The organism is Streptomyces sp. NPDC045956 (assembly GCF_056430705.1).
This window is the reverse complement of record NZ_JBWKKZ010000002.1, coordinates 407,071-423,287: the sequence shown is the minus strand read 5'-3', so window position 1 is coordinate 423,287 and position 16,217 is coordinate 407,071. Positions and strand designations below refer to the sequence as shown.

Below are 16,217 nucleotides of genomic sequence, written 5' to 3'. Positions count from 1 at the left end.
CCGTCCGGGGGCCGTGCGCCGGCACAACGCGCCGGCGGCGGTCGCGAGGTACCCGCGACCGCCGCCGGATGGTGCCGTGTGGAGCGTCAGGAGGTGTGCGGGCAGTTGCCCCGGTACTCCTCGATGGTGAGGCTCGCCCTCGGCAGCGGGCACAGGAACTGCTCGTAGCGGGTGTCGTTGTCGATGAACCGCTTGAGCCAGGAAATGCTGTACTTCGCGATCGTCGTGTCCGACGTGTTGGGCGAGAAGTGGGTCGCGCTGTTCAGCTCCAGGTACGCCCGGTCCGTGCGGGACGGCAGGCTGGAGTAGAACGGCTCGGAGTGGGAGGCGACCGGGGCGATCGTGTCGCCGTCGGCCCCCACGATGAGCGTCGGGGTGGTGACCTCCGGCCAGCTCTTGTCGGTGTTCCAAGGGGTGAGGGGGATCGCCGCCTGGAGGGAGGGGCGGGACTTCGCGGCCTCCATGGTGCCGCCCCCGCCCATCGAGTGGCCCATGACGCCGAGGCGGCTGCTGTCGATCCGAGTCCGGACGGAGCTGCGCTCGGTGAGGTAGTCCAGGGCCGCCAGGAGCTGCCGGCCGCGGGAGTCGGGCTGGTCCAGCGTGGTGTTGGTGTCGATGGTGAAGACGACGAAGCCCTGCGAGGCCAGGCGCGGACCGAGCCAGGCCATGGAGGACTGGTACGCGGTGAAGCCGGGCGCGACGGCGATGGCGCCGAACGTGCCGTCGCTGGTGTCGGTCGGGTAGTAGATGGTGCCGCCGCCGAAGCCGGTGACCGCGAGCGAGGAGACGCTGGTGTCCGCCACGGAGTACGGGCCGCGCAGGGCCTCGATGCTGGACTGGGACGGCGCCGGGCCCCGCTCGTAGGGGTTGTCGGCGGCCTGGGCGCCCGGGCTGGTGAGGGTGCTGAGCCCGACGACGGCCGCGACCGCCGCCGTGAGGCCGGCCATCCGCCGCCGCGCTCCGCGGAACGCGGGACGGGCGGCGTGGGTGTGGGGATTCTGCTGCACGAGGAGGGGTCCTCTCGGTCGTGGCGAGGGAACCGCGCCCGGTGGTCGCACACGCCCGGACACGTGGGGTCGCGTCCCGGCACATCCACCGGAGGTCCTCGCCGATGAGCTGGCGGTGCCACTGTCGGCGGGCGGGGCGGGTGGGGGGATCGGCAGAATCACCAGCGGTCCGGCGGAGGGCGACAGGCACCGCTTCGACCTGCGGAAACACTCGAACGACCGGTGCGTGGGCCGCCCCTCGGCCCCGCGGGCCGGCCGCGGCACGCGCGCTCGGTCCCTATCCGTCCGTCTCGGGAGCGGCGCGTGGCCGGCCGGTGTGACACGCTCGGCGTCGGCCGGTGCGGCGTACGCCGGCCGTCCTGGAGGAACGTCCGGGTCCGGCGGTGTCGGGCCCGGCACCGTGGAGAGGCGGCGCAATGCGTATCGGACTGCTCGGCACCGGCCCCTGGGCGGACATGGCACACGCCCCCGCCCTGCGCCGGCACGACGGCCTGGACTTCGTGGGGGTGTGGGGCCGCCGCCCGGCGGCCGCCGAGGAGCTGGCGGACCGGCACGGCACCCGTGCCTACGCCGACGTCGACGCGCTGCTCGCCGACGTGGAGGCCGTCGCGATCGCGCTGCCTCCGGCGGTGCAGGCCGAGTCGGCGGTGCGCGCGGCGCGGGCCGGGTGCCATCTGCTGCTCGACAAGCCGCTCGCCGCGACGGTGGCGCAGGGGCGGTCGGTGGTCGAGGCGGTACGGGTGAGCGGCGTGGCCTCGGTCGTCTTCTTCACCGCCCGCTTCCAGCCCGGGACCGGGGCGTGGATCGCGCAACAGGCGGCGACGGGCGGGTGGTTCACGGCGCGGGCGCAGTGGCTCGGCGCGGTGTTCACCGGCGACAGCCCGTTCGCCGCTTCGCCGTGGCGGCGGGAGAAGGGCGCCCTGTGGGACGTGGGGCCGCACGCGCTGTCCGTGCTGCTGCCGGTCCTCGGCGACGCCACGCGCGTCGCGGCGGCCGCACCCGGGCCCGGGGACACCGTCCACCTGGTCCTCGACCACGCCGGCGGCGCGTCCAGTTCGCTCACGCTCAGTCTGACGGCGCCGCCCGCCGCGGCGGGGGCGGCGGTGGAGCTGCGCGGCCGGGCCGGCGTGACGCTGATGCCGGAGAACCCGGAGAACGGTGAGGGGCCGGTGCCGGCGCTGATGCGGGCCGCGGACGCGCTCCTGTCCTCCGCCGCGGGCGGTGGACCGCACCCGTGCGACGTCTCGTTCGGGCTGCGGGTCACCGAGATCCTCGCCGAGGCCGAGGCCCTGCTGGACGGGCGGTAGGGGCCGGCCGGGAAGGCCGGCCCGGCCGACGGGGGTCTCCCCCGGCTCCGGGCCGGCTACCCGCGGATCGGCCTTCCGCGGCCGGCTTCCCGGGGGCCGGCCTCCTGCGCGTCAGCTCCCCGCGGACCGGTTCTCCGCGTCGGCTTCCCGCGGGCCGGTTCTGCGCGTCGGCTTCCCGCGGGCCGGCTAGCGACCGGCCGCCGGCGGCCGGAAGTTGATCCTCTCCCGCACCACCGGGTAGCCGGCCTTGGCGAAGTTGGCGGCCATGGGGGTGTTCCCCCGGTCGGTCGCGGCCGAGACGAACTCGGCTCCCCGCTCGACCAGGAAGTGGGTGCACTCGGCCAGCAGGTCGAAGGCGTACCCGCGGCCGCGGTGTTCGGGCAGGACGCCGATGAAGCCCACGCACGGGCCGGACGGGTTGTGCGCGGGTATGTGGATGCCCGCGAGCCGGCCCTGCGGGGTGTACGCCACCTGCCACCACTCCCGCGGCGACGGGCACCAGCGGAAGAAGTCGAGTTCCGCCTGCGCGGCCCGGTCGAGGCCGCCCTCCTCGATGTCCATCAGCGCGTGGGCGTCCAGGGTCACGGAGTGGATGCGGCGCAGCGCGTCGAAGAACACGGCGTCGTCCGGTTCGGGGCGGAAGTCCAGACGGCCGGGCCGGACGGGCAGCCCGCACTCCGGCGTCCACCGGTACAGGAAGCGTTCGACCAGAAGGTCGTACCCCGCCGCCCGTGCGGCCGCGAACCGGGCCTCGGTGGCGGCGCGCACGGCGGGTTCCTCGCGCCAGGTGCCCGGCGGGTTGAGTTCCAGTTCGACCTGCCAGGGGGCCGTGCGCAGGAGTTCGGCTCCGGCCTCCTCCTCCCCCTCGGCCACGTCGAACCAGTTGAGGTTGACGGGTGCGGTGTCGTCGGGCCCGCCCCACCAGGCGCCGCGGGCGACGACGGCGCCGTCGCGCAGGGCGACGCGCTTCCAGTCCGGGCGGTGGCGGGTGAGCCGGTGGCCCTCACGGGCGTTCAGCGGGTCGGGCAGGGTGTCGAAAAGACGGGCGTCGCTCTCGTCGAGCGCGCGGATGACCAGATCGGTCACGGATTCCTCCGGGATGCGTGATGCGGGGCGCGCTCCCGGTCAGACGAGGTACGCCGGGACTGCGGGGAGGGAGCGCGGGAGCGGGATGGACTGCACGGCTCTGCCCTCCTTCCGTCGGCCTCGGGGCGTGGCCCTCACAGTACGGGTGCCGGGCGTGTGCGGCCACCCGTTTTCCGGCTCGGATTAAGCGGGCCTTAAGCACCGGTTAAGCGATTCCGGGCGAGATCGGACAACCCCAAGTACCTGGCGCGACAGGGGCTTTGGGACTACCCGCGGACGGTTGGCCGGCCCTGGTGTCCTGCGTACCATCGGGCCCGGCGTGAGAGCGCTCTCAACGGATCCCGCCCTCACTCTGTCATGCCCCGATCACACTGGAGACCCCCCACATGACTCCTCGTCACCAGCGCCCCCTCGGCCGCCGCAAGCTGCTCGCCGCCCTCGGCGGAGCGGTCGTGGCGGCCCCCGCCGTCGCCGCCCTCGCCCCGCACGCCCTCGCGGGCGTCACCGCGGACGGATCCGCTGCCGCTCCCCGGGCCGGGGCGGTGGCCGCCCTGCCGCTGACGATCGTCAACGGCACCGGTTCCTATCGCAACGCCGACGTGCACGTCTACATCGTCGGCAACCAGGACGGCCGCCAGGTGCGCGTCACCCCCGACGGCGCCGTCGCGCCCGTGGCGCTGTCGGACAACGGCCCGGACGGCTACACCGACTACGCGATCAGCCTCGCCGGCAGCGGGGAGACAACGCTGTCACTGCCGTACCTCTCCGGCCGGATCTACGTGTCGCTCGGCGAGAAGCTGAAGTTCAAGGTGGTCACCGACGGGGCGGGCAACCCCGCGCTCCAGTACCCGGCGGGCTGGGTCGGGTCCGACCCCAACCACGGGGTGCTGCACGACTGCGCGGAGTTCACCTACAACTCCGCCGGGATGTTCTGCAACACCACCATGGTCGACATGTTCAGCGTGCCGCTCGCCATCCGGCTGACCGGAGCCAGGGACCAGACGACCGGCACCGTGCGTCCGGGCGGGCGGGCGGCCGTCTTCGAGGCGGTGCGGCAGGTCGAGGAGTTCGCGCCGCTGGTCGTGGGCGACACCCGGGTGATCGCGCCCGGCCACGGTCTGGACGCCGGGCTGTTCCCGAAGGACTACCTGGCTCCGTACATCGACGAGGTGTGGAGCACCTACACCGGCAGGGATTTGCGGATCACCACCAACGCCGGCACCTTCACCGGGCGGGTGCGCGGTGACCGGCTGACCTTCGACGGGCCCGCCCCGGTGTCCTTCGCCCGGCCGTCCACCCGGGACGTGCTCTTCTGCGACGGTGCGCTCGCCGCGCCGAACGACGGGACGACCGGGCCGGTCGCGGCGGTCCTGGGGGCCGGGTTCAACCGCTCCACGCTGGTCTCCTCGGCCGACCAGCCGACGACCGATCCCGCGACGTTCTACCGGACGGCGCTGACCAACCACTACGCGAAGGCGGTCCACGCGGCGACCGAGGACGGCAGGGCGTACGGGTTCGCCTTCGACGACGTGGCCGACTTCGCCTCGTACATCCAGGACACCGCGCCCACCGGCATCCGGCTGACGCTCACCGCCTTCTAGCCCCGTAAGCCGCCCCGGCTCGGCGTGCGGGAGCCGGGGCGGCGTAGGAGCGTGGTGATGTGCGAAAGGTGTCGGCCCGGTCACCGCGCCGGGGCGAGGAACGGCGGAGCTGGCTGAGCGGCGCCCCGCCGCCCCGCTGGGTACGGGTGCTTCCCCCGGCTCTCGTCGTGGCCGTCTGCGTCGCGACCCTGGTCAGCGACGACCGTCTCGACGTCGGCTTCCTGCTCGGCGCCATCCCGCCGCTGGCCGTCCTGTCGTACGGCCCGATGGCGACCGCCCTGCTGTGCGGTGCCGTGGTGGCGCTGCTGACCGTCCCCGTCTTCCAGCTCGACCGGCCGGGCGACGCCGATCTGCTCACCGTGGTCTTCGTCGCGGGTCTGAGCGTGTTCGTGTCCTTCGTCCGCAGTCGCCGTGACGCCCAGCTGGACCAGGAGCGCACGGTCGCCGAGGCCGCCCAGCACGCCGTGGTGCCCCCGCTGCCCGAACGGGTGGGGGCGCTGCGCTGTGCGGGGCTGTACCGGGCCGCACAGCGCGGGACCCTCGTCGGGGGCGACTTCTTCGACGTGCGGGACGGCCCGTTCGGCGTGCGGGTCGTGATGGGGGACGTGCAGGGGCACGGGCTGTCGGCGGTCTCGACGGTGGCCTCGCTGCTGGGGGCGTTCCGGGAGGCGGTGCTCGACCAGCCCGACCTCGCGTCGGTCGCCGGCCGTCTCGACCGCAGACTGCTGGTGGACTCGGCGCACGCGCGGCACGCGGAGCTGTTCGCCACGGCGGCGCTGCTGGAGTTCTCCGCCGACGCGCTGCGGGTCGACGTGGTGGTGTGCGGCAACCCTCCCCCGCTGCTGCTGCGCGACGGCGGCGCCACGGAGGTGCGGGTCTCGCCGTGGACGCCGCTGGGCATGGGGCTGCCGGACTCGGGGGCCATCGAGGCGTGCACGGTGTCGCTGCGCCGGGGCGACCTGCTCTTCCTCGCCTCCGACGGGGTGGTGGAGGCCCGGGACGCCCACGGGGCGTACTACCCGCTGGCCGAGCGGCTGGCCGCCCTCGCCGGCGAGGACCCCGCCGTGCTGCCCGAGCGCGTCTGGGCCGACCTCGTGCGCTTCTGCCCGGACGTGGAGGACGACGTCACGATGCTCGTCCTCACTCCTTCGCCCCCGCCGGCCCGCTGACGCCGCCCGCGTGGTCGCCCTCGGCGTCGATGTGCGGCAGGATCCGTCCGAGCCACCGGGGCGTCCACCAGGCGTGCCGTCCGAGCAGGGTCATCACGGCGGGGACCAGCAGGAGGCGTACGACGGTGGCGTCGATGAGCACGCTGACGGCGAGGCCCAGTCCGAGCATCTTGACCACGATGTTGTCGCTGATCACGAAGGCGGCGAAGACGCTGACCATGATCAGGGCCGCGCAGGTGATCACCCGCGCGGTGATCTCCAGGGCGTGGGCCACCGACCCCCTCGCGTCCCCGGTGCGCAGCCAGGCCTCGTGCACCCGGGAGAGCAGGAAGATCTCGTAGTCCATGCTGAGGCCGAAGATGATCGCGAACATCATCATCGGGACGTAGCTCTCGATGGGCACGGTGCCCGAGACGCCGAGCGCGGGTCCGCCCCACCCCCACTGGAAGACGGCCACGACGACGCCGTAGGAGGCGGCGATCGACAGGACGTTGAGGACGGCCGCCTTGAGCGCGACCAGGAGGCCGCGGAAGACGACCAGGATGATCAGGAAGGCCAGGGCGACGACGACGCCGATGATGAGCGGCAGCCGCTGGGCGACGAGGTCGCGGAAGTCGACCTGGGACGCGGTGGTGCCCGTGACGTAGCCCTTCGCACCGGTGCCGGCGACCGCGTCGGGCAGGGTGCTGTCCACGAGGCGGTTGGCCAGGTCGGTGGTGGCGGCGTCCTGGGGGGCGTGGGCCGGGTAGACCGTGGCGAGCAGGACGTCGCCGTCCTGGGTCGGGGCCACGGGGGTCACCGCCGCCGTCCCGGACAGGCCGTCGAGGCTCTTGGTGACCTGGTCGGCGAGGTCCGAGCGCTGCGACTGGGGTACGTCGTCCTGGTCGACGACCACGGTCAGGGGGCCGTTGGAACCGGGTCCGAAGGCGTCGGTCATGAGATCGAACGCCCGCCGGTCGGTGTAGGAGGTGGGGTCGGCGCCGTCGTCGATGTGGCCGAGCCGGAGGGAGAACAGGGGGACGGCGAGGACGCCGAGCACCACCACGCCCGCGGCCAGGAAGTGCCAGGGCCGCCGCTCGACGCGCCGGGCGTAGCGGTGCCAGGTGCCGTGCGGCTCGGCGCCCGGTTCGGCGTCCGTCTCGGCGACGGGGCGCCGCACCCGCAGCCGGTCGATGTGCCGGCCGAGCAGACCCAGCAGGGCGGGTACCAGAGTCAGGGCGCCGAGGACGGCCGAGACGACCGTCACCGCGGCCGCCACGCCCAGTTTGCCGATGAAGGACACGCCGGACGCGTACAGGCCCGCGAGCGCGACGATCACGGTGCTCCCGGAGACCAGCACGGCACGGCCGCTGGTGGCGGCGGCGTGTCCGGCCGCGCGCACCGGGTCGGCCCCGTCCATGAGGTTCTGCCGGTGCCGGGTGATCAGGAACAGGGCGTAGTCGATGCCGACGCCCAGTCCGATCATCGTGGCCAGGGTCGGGGAGACGGTGGCGAAGGTGAACGCGGCGGCGAGCAGGCCGAGGCAGGACAGGCCGCCGACCACGGCGATCAGCGCGGTCACCAGGGGCGCGACGGCGGCGAGCAGGCTTCCGAAGCCGATCAGCAGGACGACGACCGCGACGCCGAAGCCGACGAGTTCGCTCACCCGGTCGTCGGCGTCGGGGCGGGCCAGTTCGCCGAGGGCTCCGCCGTACTCGACCTCGGCACCGGCGGCGCGCAGCGGCTGGACGGCGTCGTCCACGCCGTCCAGGTAGCCGTCGCCCAGCTGGGCGGGCTGGGTGTCGAAGCGGACGGCGATGTAGCCGGTGCGGCCGTCCGTCGCCAGCGGGCCCTCGTTCGGCCCGGACGTGGAGCCGGTGGCCGGGCCCGCGGTGAGGGGGTTCTGGACGGACAGCACGTGGGGCAGCTTCTGGAGGTCGCCCACCGCGGTGCTCATCTGCGAGTCGAGCGAGGTCAGCGCCTTGTCGGCGTCGTGGACGACGATCTGGCTGCTGTAGCCGCCGGCCGCCGGGTCGTGCCGTTGCAGGACGTCCAGGCCCTGCTGGGACTGCGCGGAGGGCAGGTCGAAGTCGTCCGCGTAGTCACCGCCGAAGGAGCGGTCGGTCAGGCTCAGCACCACCAGCGCGGCCAGCCAGGCCACGACGACCACCACCCCGTGGCGGGCGCACCACTCGCCCCATCGCCTCAGGCCCCCCGCCCTCGCGTTCCCCCGTCCCCCGGCACCGGTGCGTGCTCGCGGCATGTCCTGGTCCTTCTGCCGGGCGAAGTGATCGACAGGTCTCATTACACGGGGCGTGGAGCCGTCCGGCACGCCGGGCCGGTCCGTTCTCCGGATGCGAGGGCCGCGTCCGCATTGAATGGTGATATCGGGATATTCGGGACCGACAACAGCACGGCACCGAATCAGCGACCCGGATCCGAGGAGCACCGATCATGTCGACGTCACAGCCCGACGCCTCGCGGCGGTCCGCAGCCCGCGCGGACGACGACCGCGCCACCCCCGACGCCCTGCTCCACACCCGCACCGGCACCGACGTCTCCCCGGAGGACCTCGTCCTCGCGGCCGGCCGGGACGTCACCCCGAAGAACCTCGACTGGGCCCGGCGCAAGCTGGACGAGGAGGGTCCCGCGGCCCTCGACAAGCTGCTGCCCTGACCCGGCGGCCGCCCGGCACGGCGAGGCCCGGACCGGTGCGCAGGGCACCGGTCCGGGCCGGGTGGCGGGCCGCTCCCGCCCGGGGGCGTGGGGTCAGGCGGTCCGGCCGTCGTCCTCCCGGTCCGGCAGTGCCGTCTCGTCCTCCACGACGTGCATGGCGGCCTCCTCGGCCCCGGCGGCACCGCCGTCGATGCCGACGTCCTCGGCCACGGTCTCCTTGACCGTGTCGGCGCGTACCCCCTCGTCGGGGGCGACGAGCCGGCCGGAGCGCTCGTCCCCCGCCTCGGGGTCGACCGGTTCGCCCTCGCCGTCGGGCTGGTCGCCCACTCCGTCCCCGTCGGGCGCCGTCACGTCCGGCACCTCCTGGGACAGCCGCTGGTCGAGCGTCTCGCCGTCGTGCTGCTCGGCGGCGGTGGTGCCGTGCTTGGTCACGCCCAGGGGCTTCTCCGGCGGGGAGTAGCCCTCGTCGAGCGTGTCGTCGTAGGTGCGCTCGTCGACGGCGTCCTGGAGGTCGAGGGGCGCGGCGTCCTCCTGCTCCTCGTTGGTTCCGGTGGGCTGGTAGACGTCGTCGGCCATCGGGTCCGTGCCCATCGCTGCCTCCCTCTCGCGCTGCGTCGGCTCGTGATCTCTGTGTCCGGTTCGCGTTTCCCGATACGCGATCTCCAACCCTGTCCGAGCCGGTGATCTTCAGCGCCGGGGGGCCACCCGGACGGTCAGGTCGGTGACGCGGTGCGGGGTCCAGTCACGGGCGTAGCCGGGCGTGGCGCCGTTCGGCCCCGTGACGGCGGCGACCGGGATCCGGCGGGCGGTGTCCAGGATCTCGCCGTCGGTGGTGTTCTCGTTGTTGCCGCCGGTCGCGCCGGAGGAGCACCCGGCGTAGTAGCCGATGGGGATGGACTCGTGACCGGTGACCAGGCAGGGCGGGCGGACGCCGAGCCGGTGCAGCTCGTCGGCGACCCGGGACCAGTCCCGGCGGCTTTCGACGTTGCGGTCCACGGTGCCCTCCAGGACGGCGAACTGCACCGCCAGGTGTCCGGCGAGCGCGAGCCCGACCACGGTCGCCGCCACCGGCCGCCACCGGCCGCGTTCCGTGCGGACCAGGTGCCACAGCGCGTCGGCGACCGGGACGGCCAGCAGGGCGTAGGCGGGCTGGAGGAAGCGGGGCGCCGCGTAACCGATCAGGAACAGGTAGGGCAGCGCGGCCGTCCCGGCGCACACGAAGGGGAGCAGCGTGCGCATGGCACGCCCGGCCCGCACCGCGACGACCACGCCGAGGGCGGCGACGAAGGGGAGCAGGACCCACCACGCCGTCACCACCGGGTGCGGCAGCGATCCGGTGCACGGGCGGCACAGGCCGCGTCCGCCCAGGCTGCGCATCTGGTCGTCGACGGCGAGGTTCCAGCCGAGGCCGCCCTGGATCTCCGAGGCCCGGGTGAGCCGCTCCCCGAGGCCGCCGTACCAGCCGTAGGCCTCGATCACCCACTCCACTCCCCCGGCCGCGAGGCCTCCCGCCAGGGCGAGCAGCAGCAGCCCGCGGCCGCGTACCAGGGCGAGCGCCAGCAGCGGGAGCGTCACCCAGACGGCGTCGGTGGGCCGCATCCACGCCATCAGCGCGGCCCCGGCGACCACACCCCACGGCACGGCCCGGCCGGGCAGCCCCTGCCAGGCCCGCAGGAAGCAGCCGACGCACACCAGGGCGCCGACGGCGACCCAGTAGTTGGGCATGGCCTGCGGACCGTAGAAGACGGTCACCCACAGGGTGGCGAAGAAGGCCCCGGCCGTGGCCAGGACGCGGGCCGGGAAGAGGCCCCGCCAGGACCGCAGGGCGAGGTACAGGCCGAGACCGGAGAGCACGGCGAGGTAGAGCCGCAGCAGCTCGGTGGACGAGGACCACGAGGCGACGGGCGCCACCAGCAGGGAGACGCCCCGGGAGCGGGGCGCGCTGAAGAACGCTGCGGGGTGGTGGGCGGTGACCTGGCTGACGTACACCGTCTCGTCCCAGCCGAGTCCCATGCCCGGACGGACGAAGACCAGTTGGACCACCGTGAAGACGGCGGCCACCGCCGCGGGCAGGGCCTCACCGCCGGGTCGCCGCGGGGCCCCCGTCGTCGCGTCCGCATGGCCCCGCCGTCCGCCGGCCAGCGTGGCGTTGGCGCCGTCGGCCATCGTGCACCCCTCATCCCCGCTCGTCGCGGAGCCGCTCGGTCCTCACCTCCTGCCGCCGGTGGCGGGAGCCCGGAAACCCGGAAAACAAGGTCAAACTAACCCGTGTGCCACCGAAGCGCAGGGCGGAACTCGGCCAGTCGCGCCGTACCGCCCGTGCCCGCACCGGGCCGGTCACCGGTCGTTGGGGCGGCGGTGCGGGGGCTGCTCGGGCGTGGGGCGCCGCTTGGGCTCGGGGATGGGGCGGGTGACGGGGCCTTCCCCGTTGACGGGCAGCGCCGTCCCGTGGTGATGGATCGTCAGGGGCTCGCCCGCCAGCAGCGTGTACGTCGCCTCGTCGGCGTCGATCTCCACCCGCAGGCACCGGCCGCGGAACTGGAGCCGGAAGGCGAGGCGGCTGAACTTCTCCGGCAGGCGCGGCGTGAAGCTCAGGCTCTCGCCGTCCCGGCGGGTGCCGCCGAACCCGGCGACCAGCGCCATCCACGTACCGGCCAGGGAGGCGATGTGCAGTCCGTCGCGGGTGTTGTGCTCCAGGTCCGCCAGGTCCATCAGGGCGGCCTCGGCGGCGTAGTCGTAGGCCAGGCGCAGGTGTCCCGTCTGGGCGGCGACGACGGCCTGGCAGCACGCGGACAGCGAGGAGTCCCGCACGGTCAGCGGCTCGTAGTAGGCGAAGTTGCGGGCGATCTGGTCCTCGTCGCAGTGGGCGTCGAACCAGCTCCCGCAGGTGTACATCGCCAGCACCAGGTCGGACTGCTTGATCACCTGCTTGCGGTAGAGGTCGAAGTAGGGGAAGTGCAGCATCAGCGGGTACTGGTCGGCCGTGGTGCGGGCGAAGTCCCAGCGCTGGTGGCGGGTGAAGCCCGAGTGCTGCTCGTGGACGCCGAGTTCCTCGTTGTAGGGGATGTGCACCGATTCGGCCGCGTCCCGCCAGGCGGCGCTCTCCTCGTCGTCGACGCCGAGCCGGACCGCCTCGTCGGGGTGGCGTTCGCACACGTCGGCCGCGGCGAGGAGGTTCGAGCGTGCCATGAGGTTGGTGTACGTGTTGTCGTCGGTGATGGCGCTGTACTCGTCCGGGCCGGTGACACCGTCGATGTGGAAGACGCCGTGGTGGTCGTGGTGCCCCAGCGAGCGCCACAGCCGGGCCGTCTCCACCAGGAGTTCCAGCGCGGTGTCCCGCTCGAAGGCGGTGTCGCCGGTCGCCGCCGTGTACCGGACCGCGGCGTGCGCGATGTCGGCGGCGACGTGGAAGGCGGCCGTGCCGGCCGGCCAGTACGCGGAGCCCTCGGAGCCGTCGATGGTCCGCCACGGGAACGCGGCACCGCGCAGCCCGAGCTGGGTGGCGCGGTCCCGGGCCGCGGGCAGGGTGTCCTGCCGCCATCGCAGCGCCTCGGCGACGGCCCTGGGCTCGGTGTAGGTCAGGACGGGCAGCACGAACATCTCGGTGTCCCAGAAGGCGTGACCGTCGTAGCCGGAACCCGTCAGGCCCTTGGCCGCGATCGCCCGCTGCTCGGCGCGGGCCCCTGCCTGGAGCACGTGGAACAGGGCGAAGCGCACCGCCTGCTGGATCTCCTCGTCGCCGTGCACCTCGACGTCCGCCCTGGCCCAGAAGTCGTCCAGGTAGGCGCGCTGCTCGGCCACCAGCCCCTCCCAGCCGCCGTGCGCGGCCGCCGCCAGCGCCGCCTCGACCTGGTCCCCCATCGCGGGCCGGGAGCGGGCCCCCGACCAGCCGTGGGCGACCGTCTTCTGCACCTTCAGCCGCTCGCCCGGGGCGAGGACCGAGGTGATGGTCAGCCGGGCCACGTCGCTGCTGCTCTCACTGCGGTACGCGGTCCCCTCCGGTCCGTCGACGACATGGTCCGCGGCGACGGCGACCCGCAGGTCGCTGCGCCGGGTGCGGTGCACCATGCGCAGCCGGGTTCCGATGGCGATGTGCTCCTCGGGCTCCAGGGGCGACTCCAGCGCCCTGGCCGTCCGCGGGTCGCCGTCCGGGTCGGGCAGGGTCTCGTTGGCGACCAGCTCCGACTGGATGACGACCCGGGTCCGGCTGTCGACGGGCTCGATCTCGTACTGCACGGCTGCGATGGCCCGCTGGGTGAGGGAGACCAGCCGGGTGGAGCGCACCCGGATGGTCGTACCGGCCGGGGAGGTCCACTCGCAGCTCCGCTCCAGCACGCCGCGCCTGAGGTCCAGGGTGCGTTCGTGCTTGCCGAGCCGTCCGTAGCGCAGGTCGAAGGGCTCGTCGTCGACGAGGAGCCGCAGCAGCTTGCCGTTGGTGACGTTGATGACGGTCTGGCCCGCCTCCGGGTAGCCGTAGCCGGCCTCGGCGTACGGCAGCGGGTGCAGTTCGTAGACGCCGTTGAGGTAGCTGCCGGGCAGGCCGTGCGGTTCGCCCTCGTCGAGGTTGCCGCGCCAGCCGATGTGCCCGTTGGACAGGGCGAAGACGGACTCGCTCTGGGCGAGGAGGTCCAGGTTGAGGTCCGTCTCGCGCACGGACCAGGGCTCGACGGCGTACGTCCGGTTGGTGATCACGCGCGGTCTCCCAGCTCGTCGAGGTCCTTGACGACGCGGTCGGCGCCGTGGGCGTAGAGGGCGTCGGTCTGGCCCACGCGGTCGACGCCGACGACATAGCCGAAGTGACCGGAGCGTCCGGCGTCCATGCCGGCCAGTGCGTCCTCGAAGACGGCGGCGCGGGCGGGCTCGACACCGAGGTCGCGGGCGGCCGCCAGGAAGGTGTCGGGGTGCGGCTTGCCCGGCAGGCTCCGTTCGCGGGCCACCACGCCGTCGATCCGGACGTCGAACAGGCGCTCGGCGTCGATGGAGCGCAGCACGTCCCGGGTGTTGGCGCTGGAGGAGACGATCGCGGTGGCGAGGCCCGCGGCGCGGACCGCGTCGATGTAGCGCAGCGTGCCCTCGTAGGGCTCGACCCCGTCGGTGCGGATCTTCTCCAGGACCAGCTCGTTCTTGCGGTTGCCGATCCCGTTGACCGTCCGGGCGTCGGGTGGGTCGTCAAGGCCGCCCTCCGGCAGTTCGACACCGCGGGAGGCGAGGAAGGTGCGCACGCCGTCCGCGCGGGGGCGGCCGTCGACGTACTCGCCGTAGTCGGAGTCGGTGAAGGGGCGGAAGTCCGCGCCGTCCCGCTCGCGCAGGAAGGCGTCGAACGTCTCCTTCCAGGCGGCGGCGTGCACCACCGCCGTCCTGGTGACGACCCCGTCGAGGTCGAAGAGACAGGCCTGGATGTCCTCGGGAAGCCCGAGCTGCGTCGTCATACCCGACACAGTTCCCCGCCGGGGCGGCTCCGATCGGGTGACACACTGTTCGGCGTGTCCCTCGCCTTCGACGACCTCCTCGTACGCGCCCGCGCCCTCGCGGAGGGCCGGCCCCGCGCGATCCTCGGCATCACCGGCGCTCCCGGCGCCGGGAAGTCGACGCTGGCCCGCTCCCTGGTGCGGGAGTTGAACGGGGACGGTGCCCCGTGGGTCGCGTACGTGCCCATGGACGGCTTCCACCTGGCCGACGCCGAACTGGACCGGCTCGGCCGCAGGGACCGCAAGGGCGCGCCGGACACCTTCGACGCCGCCGGCTACGCCGCGCTGCTGCGCCGCCTGCGCGAGGAGCACGACGGGCGCGACGGACACACAGAGGGCCACGACGACGTCGTGTACGCGCCCGGCTTCGAGCGGGTGCTGGAGCAGCCGATCGCCGGGGCGGTACCGGTGCCGGCGTCGGCTCGGCTGGTGGTGACGGAGGGCAACTACCTGCTGCTCGGGACCGGCGCCTGGGCCCGGGTGCGCGCCCGGCTCGACGAGGTGTGGTTCTGCGAGGTGCCGGAGTCCGTGCGGGTGAGCCGGCTGGTGGCCCGGCACGAGCGGTTCGGCAAGTCCCGTGCGGACGCCGTCGCCTGGACGCTCGGTACCGACCAGCGCAACGCCGACCTGGTCGCCGCGGTCCGGGACCGCGCCGACCTGGTGGTGCCGGCGGGGGCGATGCCGGGCGTGGGGCACGGCGAGGACCGGGCGCCCGGCGCCTGAGGCCCGCCGGACGGGCGCCCGGTGCGGCAGGCGGGCAGGCGGGCGGGCGTCGCCGGACGGGGGACCCCCTAAGCGTCACCGAACGCCGGCCGCACGGTGGCGGGAGCGGGGGTCGGCCAGGCGCTGGCCGGTGCCGGGGCGGCGGCCGGTGCCGGGGCGGCGACTATCGGAACCGAGGCGGGCGCTGGAGCGGGAGCGGGCGCCGGAGCGGGAGCGGGCGCCGGAACCTGAGTGGGCGCCGGAGCCTGAGCCTGCGACGGAGCGGGAGCCGGGCCCGGGGTGACGGCCGGGGCGGGCGCCGTGGCCGGGTCCGGTGCGGGGGACGGCTCGTCCGGCCGGGCCGCCTCGCCCGCGGGGCGTGGCCTCGACTCCGCGTGCGGGAAACCGCCGGCGCTGACGTGCGGCATCACGCTGCTCGCCACGTGGTAGCGGCCGTTGGGCACGTCGTCCGACCTGGTGATGTGCACGGCCAGCGGGCCCGCCCACTCGTACCCGTGCCGCTCGGCGTGACGGACCAGGCTGTCGGTGAGCACCTGCCCCACCCGGCCGTCACGACACGCCAGTTCGTCGTGGACGGCGCCCGCGAGCGCGACGTCGTAGGCGTTGGGCACCATGACCCGGCCCGCGGGCGAGACCACCGCGTTGTCGTCGCACTCGGTGTGCAGGGCGTCGAGGAGTTCGACGGGGTCCTTCTCGAAGAGGCGCGCCCGGAGCGCCTCCAGACGGTTCTCCAGGGATTTCTCCAGCGCGCTGAGGGCGCCCATACGATGTCACCTGCCGGGGGTCTCGGGGGCGGCCGTCAGGGTGCGGCCCGGTCGCGGTGCGGCTGTCGGACGCGCCGGCGCAAGCGCTGCCGGACGCTCAGTGCTCGTCGAAGTCGTCGGGGCGGACATGCGCCTCCTCCAGGGCTTCCCGCAGGGTCCGGCCGGTGCCTCCCGGGGGGCGGGGAGCGTCGTCCTCGTGCCGGCCGAGCACGTCGTCGGTGGTGTCGGTCTTCGGCCGGTTCTCTTCCGGGACGGTCATGACTGCCTCTCCTCGTGCCTGCTGCGACTGCTTACGGGCAGCGGGTTCCCGCGGAGCGCGGTGCTATCCCCCGCCGTGGGGGGGGGGGGGGGGGGGGGGGGGGGGGGCGGGGGGAGGGGGGGGGGGGGAGGGGGGGGGCGGCAAACTTCCAGACAAAGGAAGTGGAAGGCGGGGAGGC

At 74.1% G+C, this 16,217-nt stretch carries 13 protein-coding genes and 1 pseudogene; 5 read left to right on the top strand and 9 right to left on the bottom strand.

Going from position 1 to position 16,217, the window contains the following annotated elements; translation table 11 throughout:
• Window positions 1–86: 86 nt before the first annotated feature.
• Window positions 87–1,007 carry a bis(hydroxyethyl) terephthalate hydrolase gene (gene bdeA / locus AC07FV_RS07615; RefSeq protein ID WP_479085405.1) on the bottom strand — a complete coding sequence of 307 codons (921 nt, stop codon included), beginning with the start codon at window positions 1,005–1,007 and terminating at the stop codon, window positions 87–89.
• Between the two features lie 416 nt (window positions 1,008–1,423).
• Between bdeA and AC07FV_RS07610 the strand changes: the two genes are divergently transcribed.
• Window positions 1,424–2,314, top strand: a complete 891-nt coding sequence (locus AC07FV_RS07610) for a Gfo/Idh/MocA family protein (RefSeq protein WP_479085403.1) — start codon at window positions 1,424–1,426, stop codon at window positions 2,312–2,314.
• A gap of 186 nt (window positions 2,315–2,500) precedes the next feature.
• Here AC07FV_RS07610 and AC07FV_RS07605 read toward each other — a convergent pair whose 3' ends face one another.
• Window positions 2,501–3,400, bottom strand: coding sequence for a GNAT family N-acetyltransferase (locus AC07FV_RS07605; RefSeq protein ID WP_479085401.1), 900 nt, complete (start codon window positions 3,398–3,400; stop codon window positions 2,501–2,503).
• A gap of 386 nt (window positions 3,401–3,786) precedes the next feature.
• Here AC07FV_RS07605 and AC07FV_RS07600 point away from each other — a divergent pair, with 386 nt between their 5' ends.
• On the top strand, window positions 3,787–5,001 hold the full coding sequence (locus AC07FV_RS07600; RefSeq protein WP_479085400.1) for a glycoside hydrolase family 64 protein: 1,215 nt from the start codon (window positions 3,787–3,789) through the stop codon (window positions 4,999–5,001).
• A 59-nt stretch (window positions 5,002–5,060) separates the two neighbouring features.
• Window positions 5,061–6,170, top strand: coding sequence for a PP2C family protein-serine/threonine phosphatase (locus AC07FV_RS07595; RefSeq protein WP_479085398.1), 1,110 nt, complete (start codon window positions 5,061–5,063; stop codon window positions 6,168–6,170).
• Here AC07FV_RS07595 and AC07FV_RS07590 read toward each other — a convergent pair.
• The gene (locus tag AC07FV_RS07590; RefSeq protein ID WP_479085397.1) at window positions 6,142–8,412 is read right to left on the bottom strand and encodes an MMPL family transporter; all 2,271 of its coding nucleotides are present in this window, start codon (window positions 8,410–8,412) and stop codon (window positions 6,142–6,144) included. The two genes, AC07FV_RS07595 and AC07FV_RS07590, sit on opposite strands and share 29 nt — an antisense overlap.
• A 191-nt stretch (window positions 8,413–8,603) precedes the next feature.
• On the opposite strand from AC07FV_RS07590, the gene AC07FV_RS07585 reads away from it, so the two are divergent.
• The gene (locus tag AC07FV_RS07585) at window positions 8,604–8,825 is read left to right on the top strand and encodes a hypothetical protein (RefSeq protein ID WP_479085396.1); all 222 of its coding nucleotides are present in this window, start codon (window positions 8,604–8,606) and stop codon (window positions 8,823–8,825) included.
• Window positions 8,826–8,918: 93 nt separating this feature from the next.
• On the opposite strand, the gene AC07FV_RS07580 is transcribed toward AC07FV_RS07585, so the two are convergent.
• The 4 genes from AC07FV_RS07580 to AC07FV_RS07565 form a co-directional block, all read right to left on the bottom strand.
• Complete coding sequence (locus tag AC07FV_RS07580) at window positions 8,919–9,416, bottom strand: DUF5709 domain-containing protein (RefSeq protein WP_479085395.1); 498 nt, start codon at window positions 9,414–9,416, stop codon at window positions 8,919–8,921.
• Between the two features lie 96 nt (window positions 9,417–9,512).
• Window positions 9,513–10,991 carry a hypothetical protein gene (locus AC07FV_RS07575; RefSeq protein WP_479085394.1) on the bottom strand — a complete coding sequence of 493 codons (1,479 nt, stop codon included), beginning with the start codon at window positions 10,989–10,991 and terminating at the stop codon, window positions 9,513–9,515.
• Window positions 10,992–11,162: 171 nt separating this feature from the next.
• Window positions 11,163–13,517: a glycoside hydrolase family 65 protein gene (locus AC07FV_RS07570; RefSeq protein WP_479085393.1), complete on the bottom strand. Its 2,355-nt coding sequence runs from the start codon at window positions 13,515–13,517 to the stop codon at window positions 11,163–11,165.
• On the bottom strand, window positions 13,514–14,254 hold the full coding sequence (locus AC07FV_RS07565; RefSeq protein ID WP_479085392.1) for a beta-phosphoglucomutase family hydrolase: 741 nt from the start codon (window positions 14,252–14,254) through the stop codon (window positions 13,514–13,516). The genes AC07FV_RS07570 and AC07FV_RS07565 overlap by 4 nt, the downstream gene beginning before the upstream one ends.
• A gap of 54 nt (window positions 14,255–14,308) precedes the next feature.
• Between AC07FV_RS07565 and AC07FV_RS07560 the strand changes: the two genes are divergently transcribed.
• Window positions 14,309–15,016 carry a nucleoside/nucleotide kinase family protein gene (locus tag AC07FV_RS07560; protein WP_479085391.1) on the top strand — a complete coding sequence of 236 codons (708 nt, stop codon included), beginning with the start codon at window positions 14,309–14,311 and terminating at the stop codon, window positions 15,014–15,016.
• Between the two features lie 371 nt (window positions 15,017–15,387).
• Here AC07FV_RS07560 and AC07FV_RS07555 read toward each other — a convergent pair.
• Both AC07FV_RS07555 and AC07FV_RS07550 read right to left on the bottom strand, forming a co-directional pair.
• Window positions 15,388–15,780, bottom strand: a pseudogene (locus AC07FV_RS07555) (DUF3662 domain-containing protein); the annotation flags it as partial.
• Window positions 15,781–15,877: 97 nt separating this feature from the next.
• Entirely contained in the window at window positions 15,878–16,039 is a 162-nt protein-coding gene (locus AC07FV_RS07550; RefSeq protein ID WP_383638329.1) for a hypothetical protein, read from the bottom strand.
• Window positions 16,040–16,217: the final 178 nt, after the last annotated feature.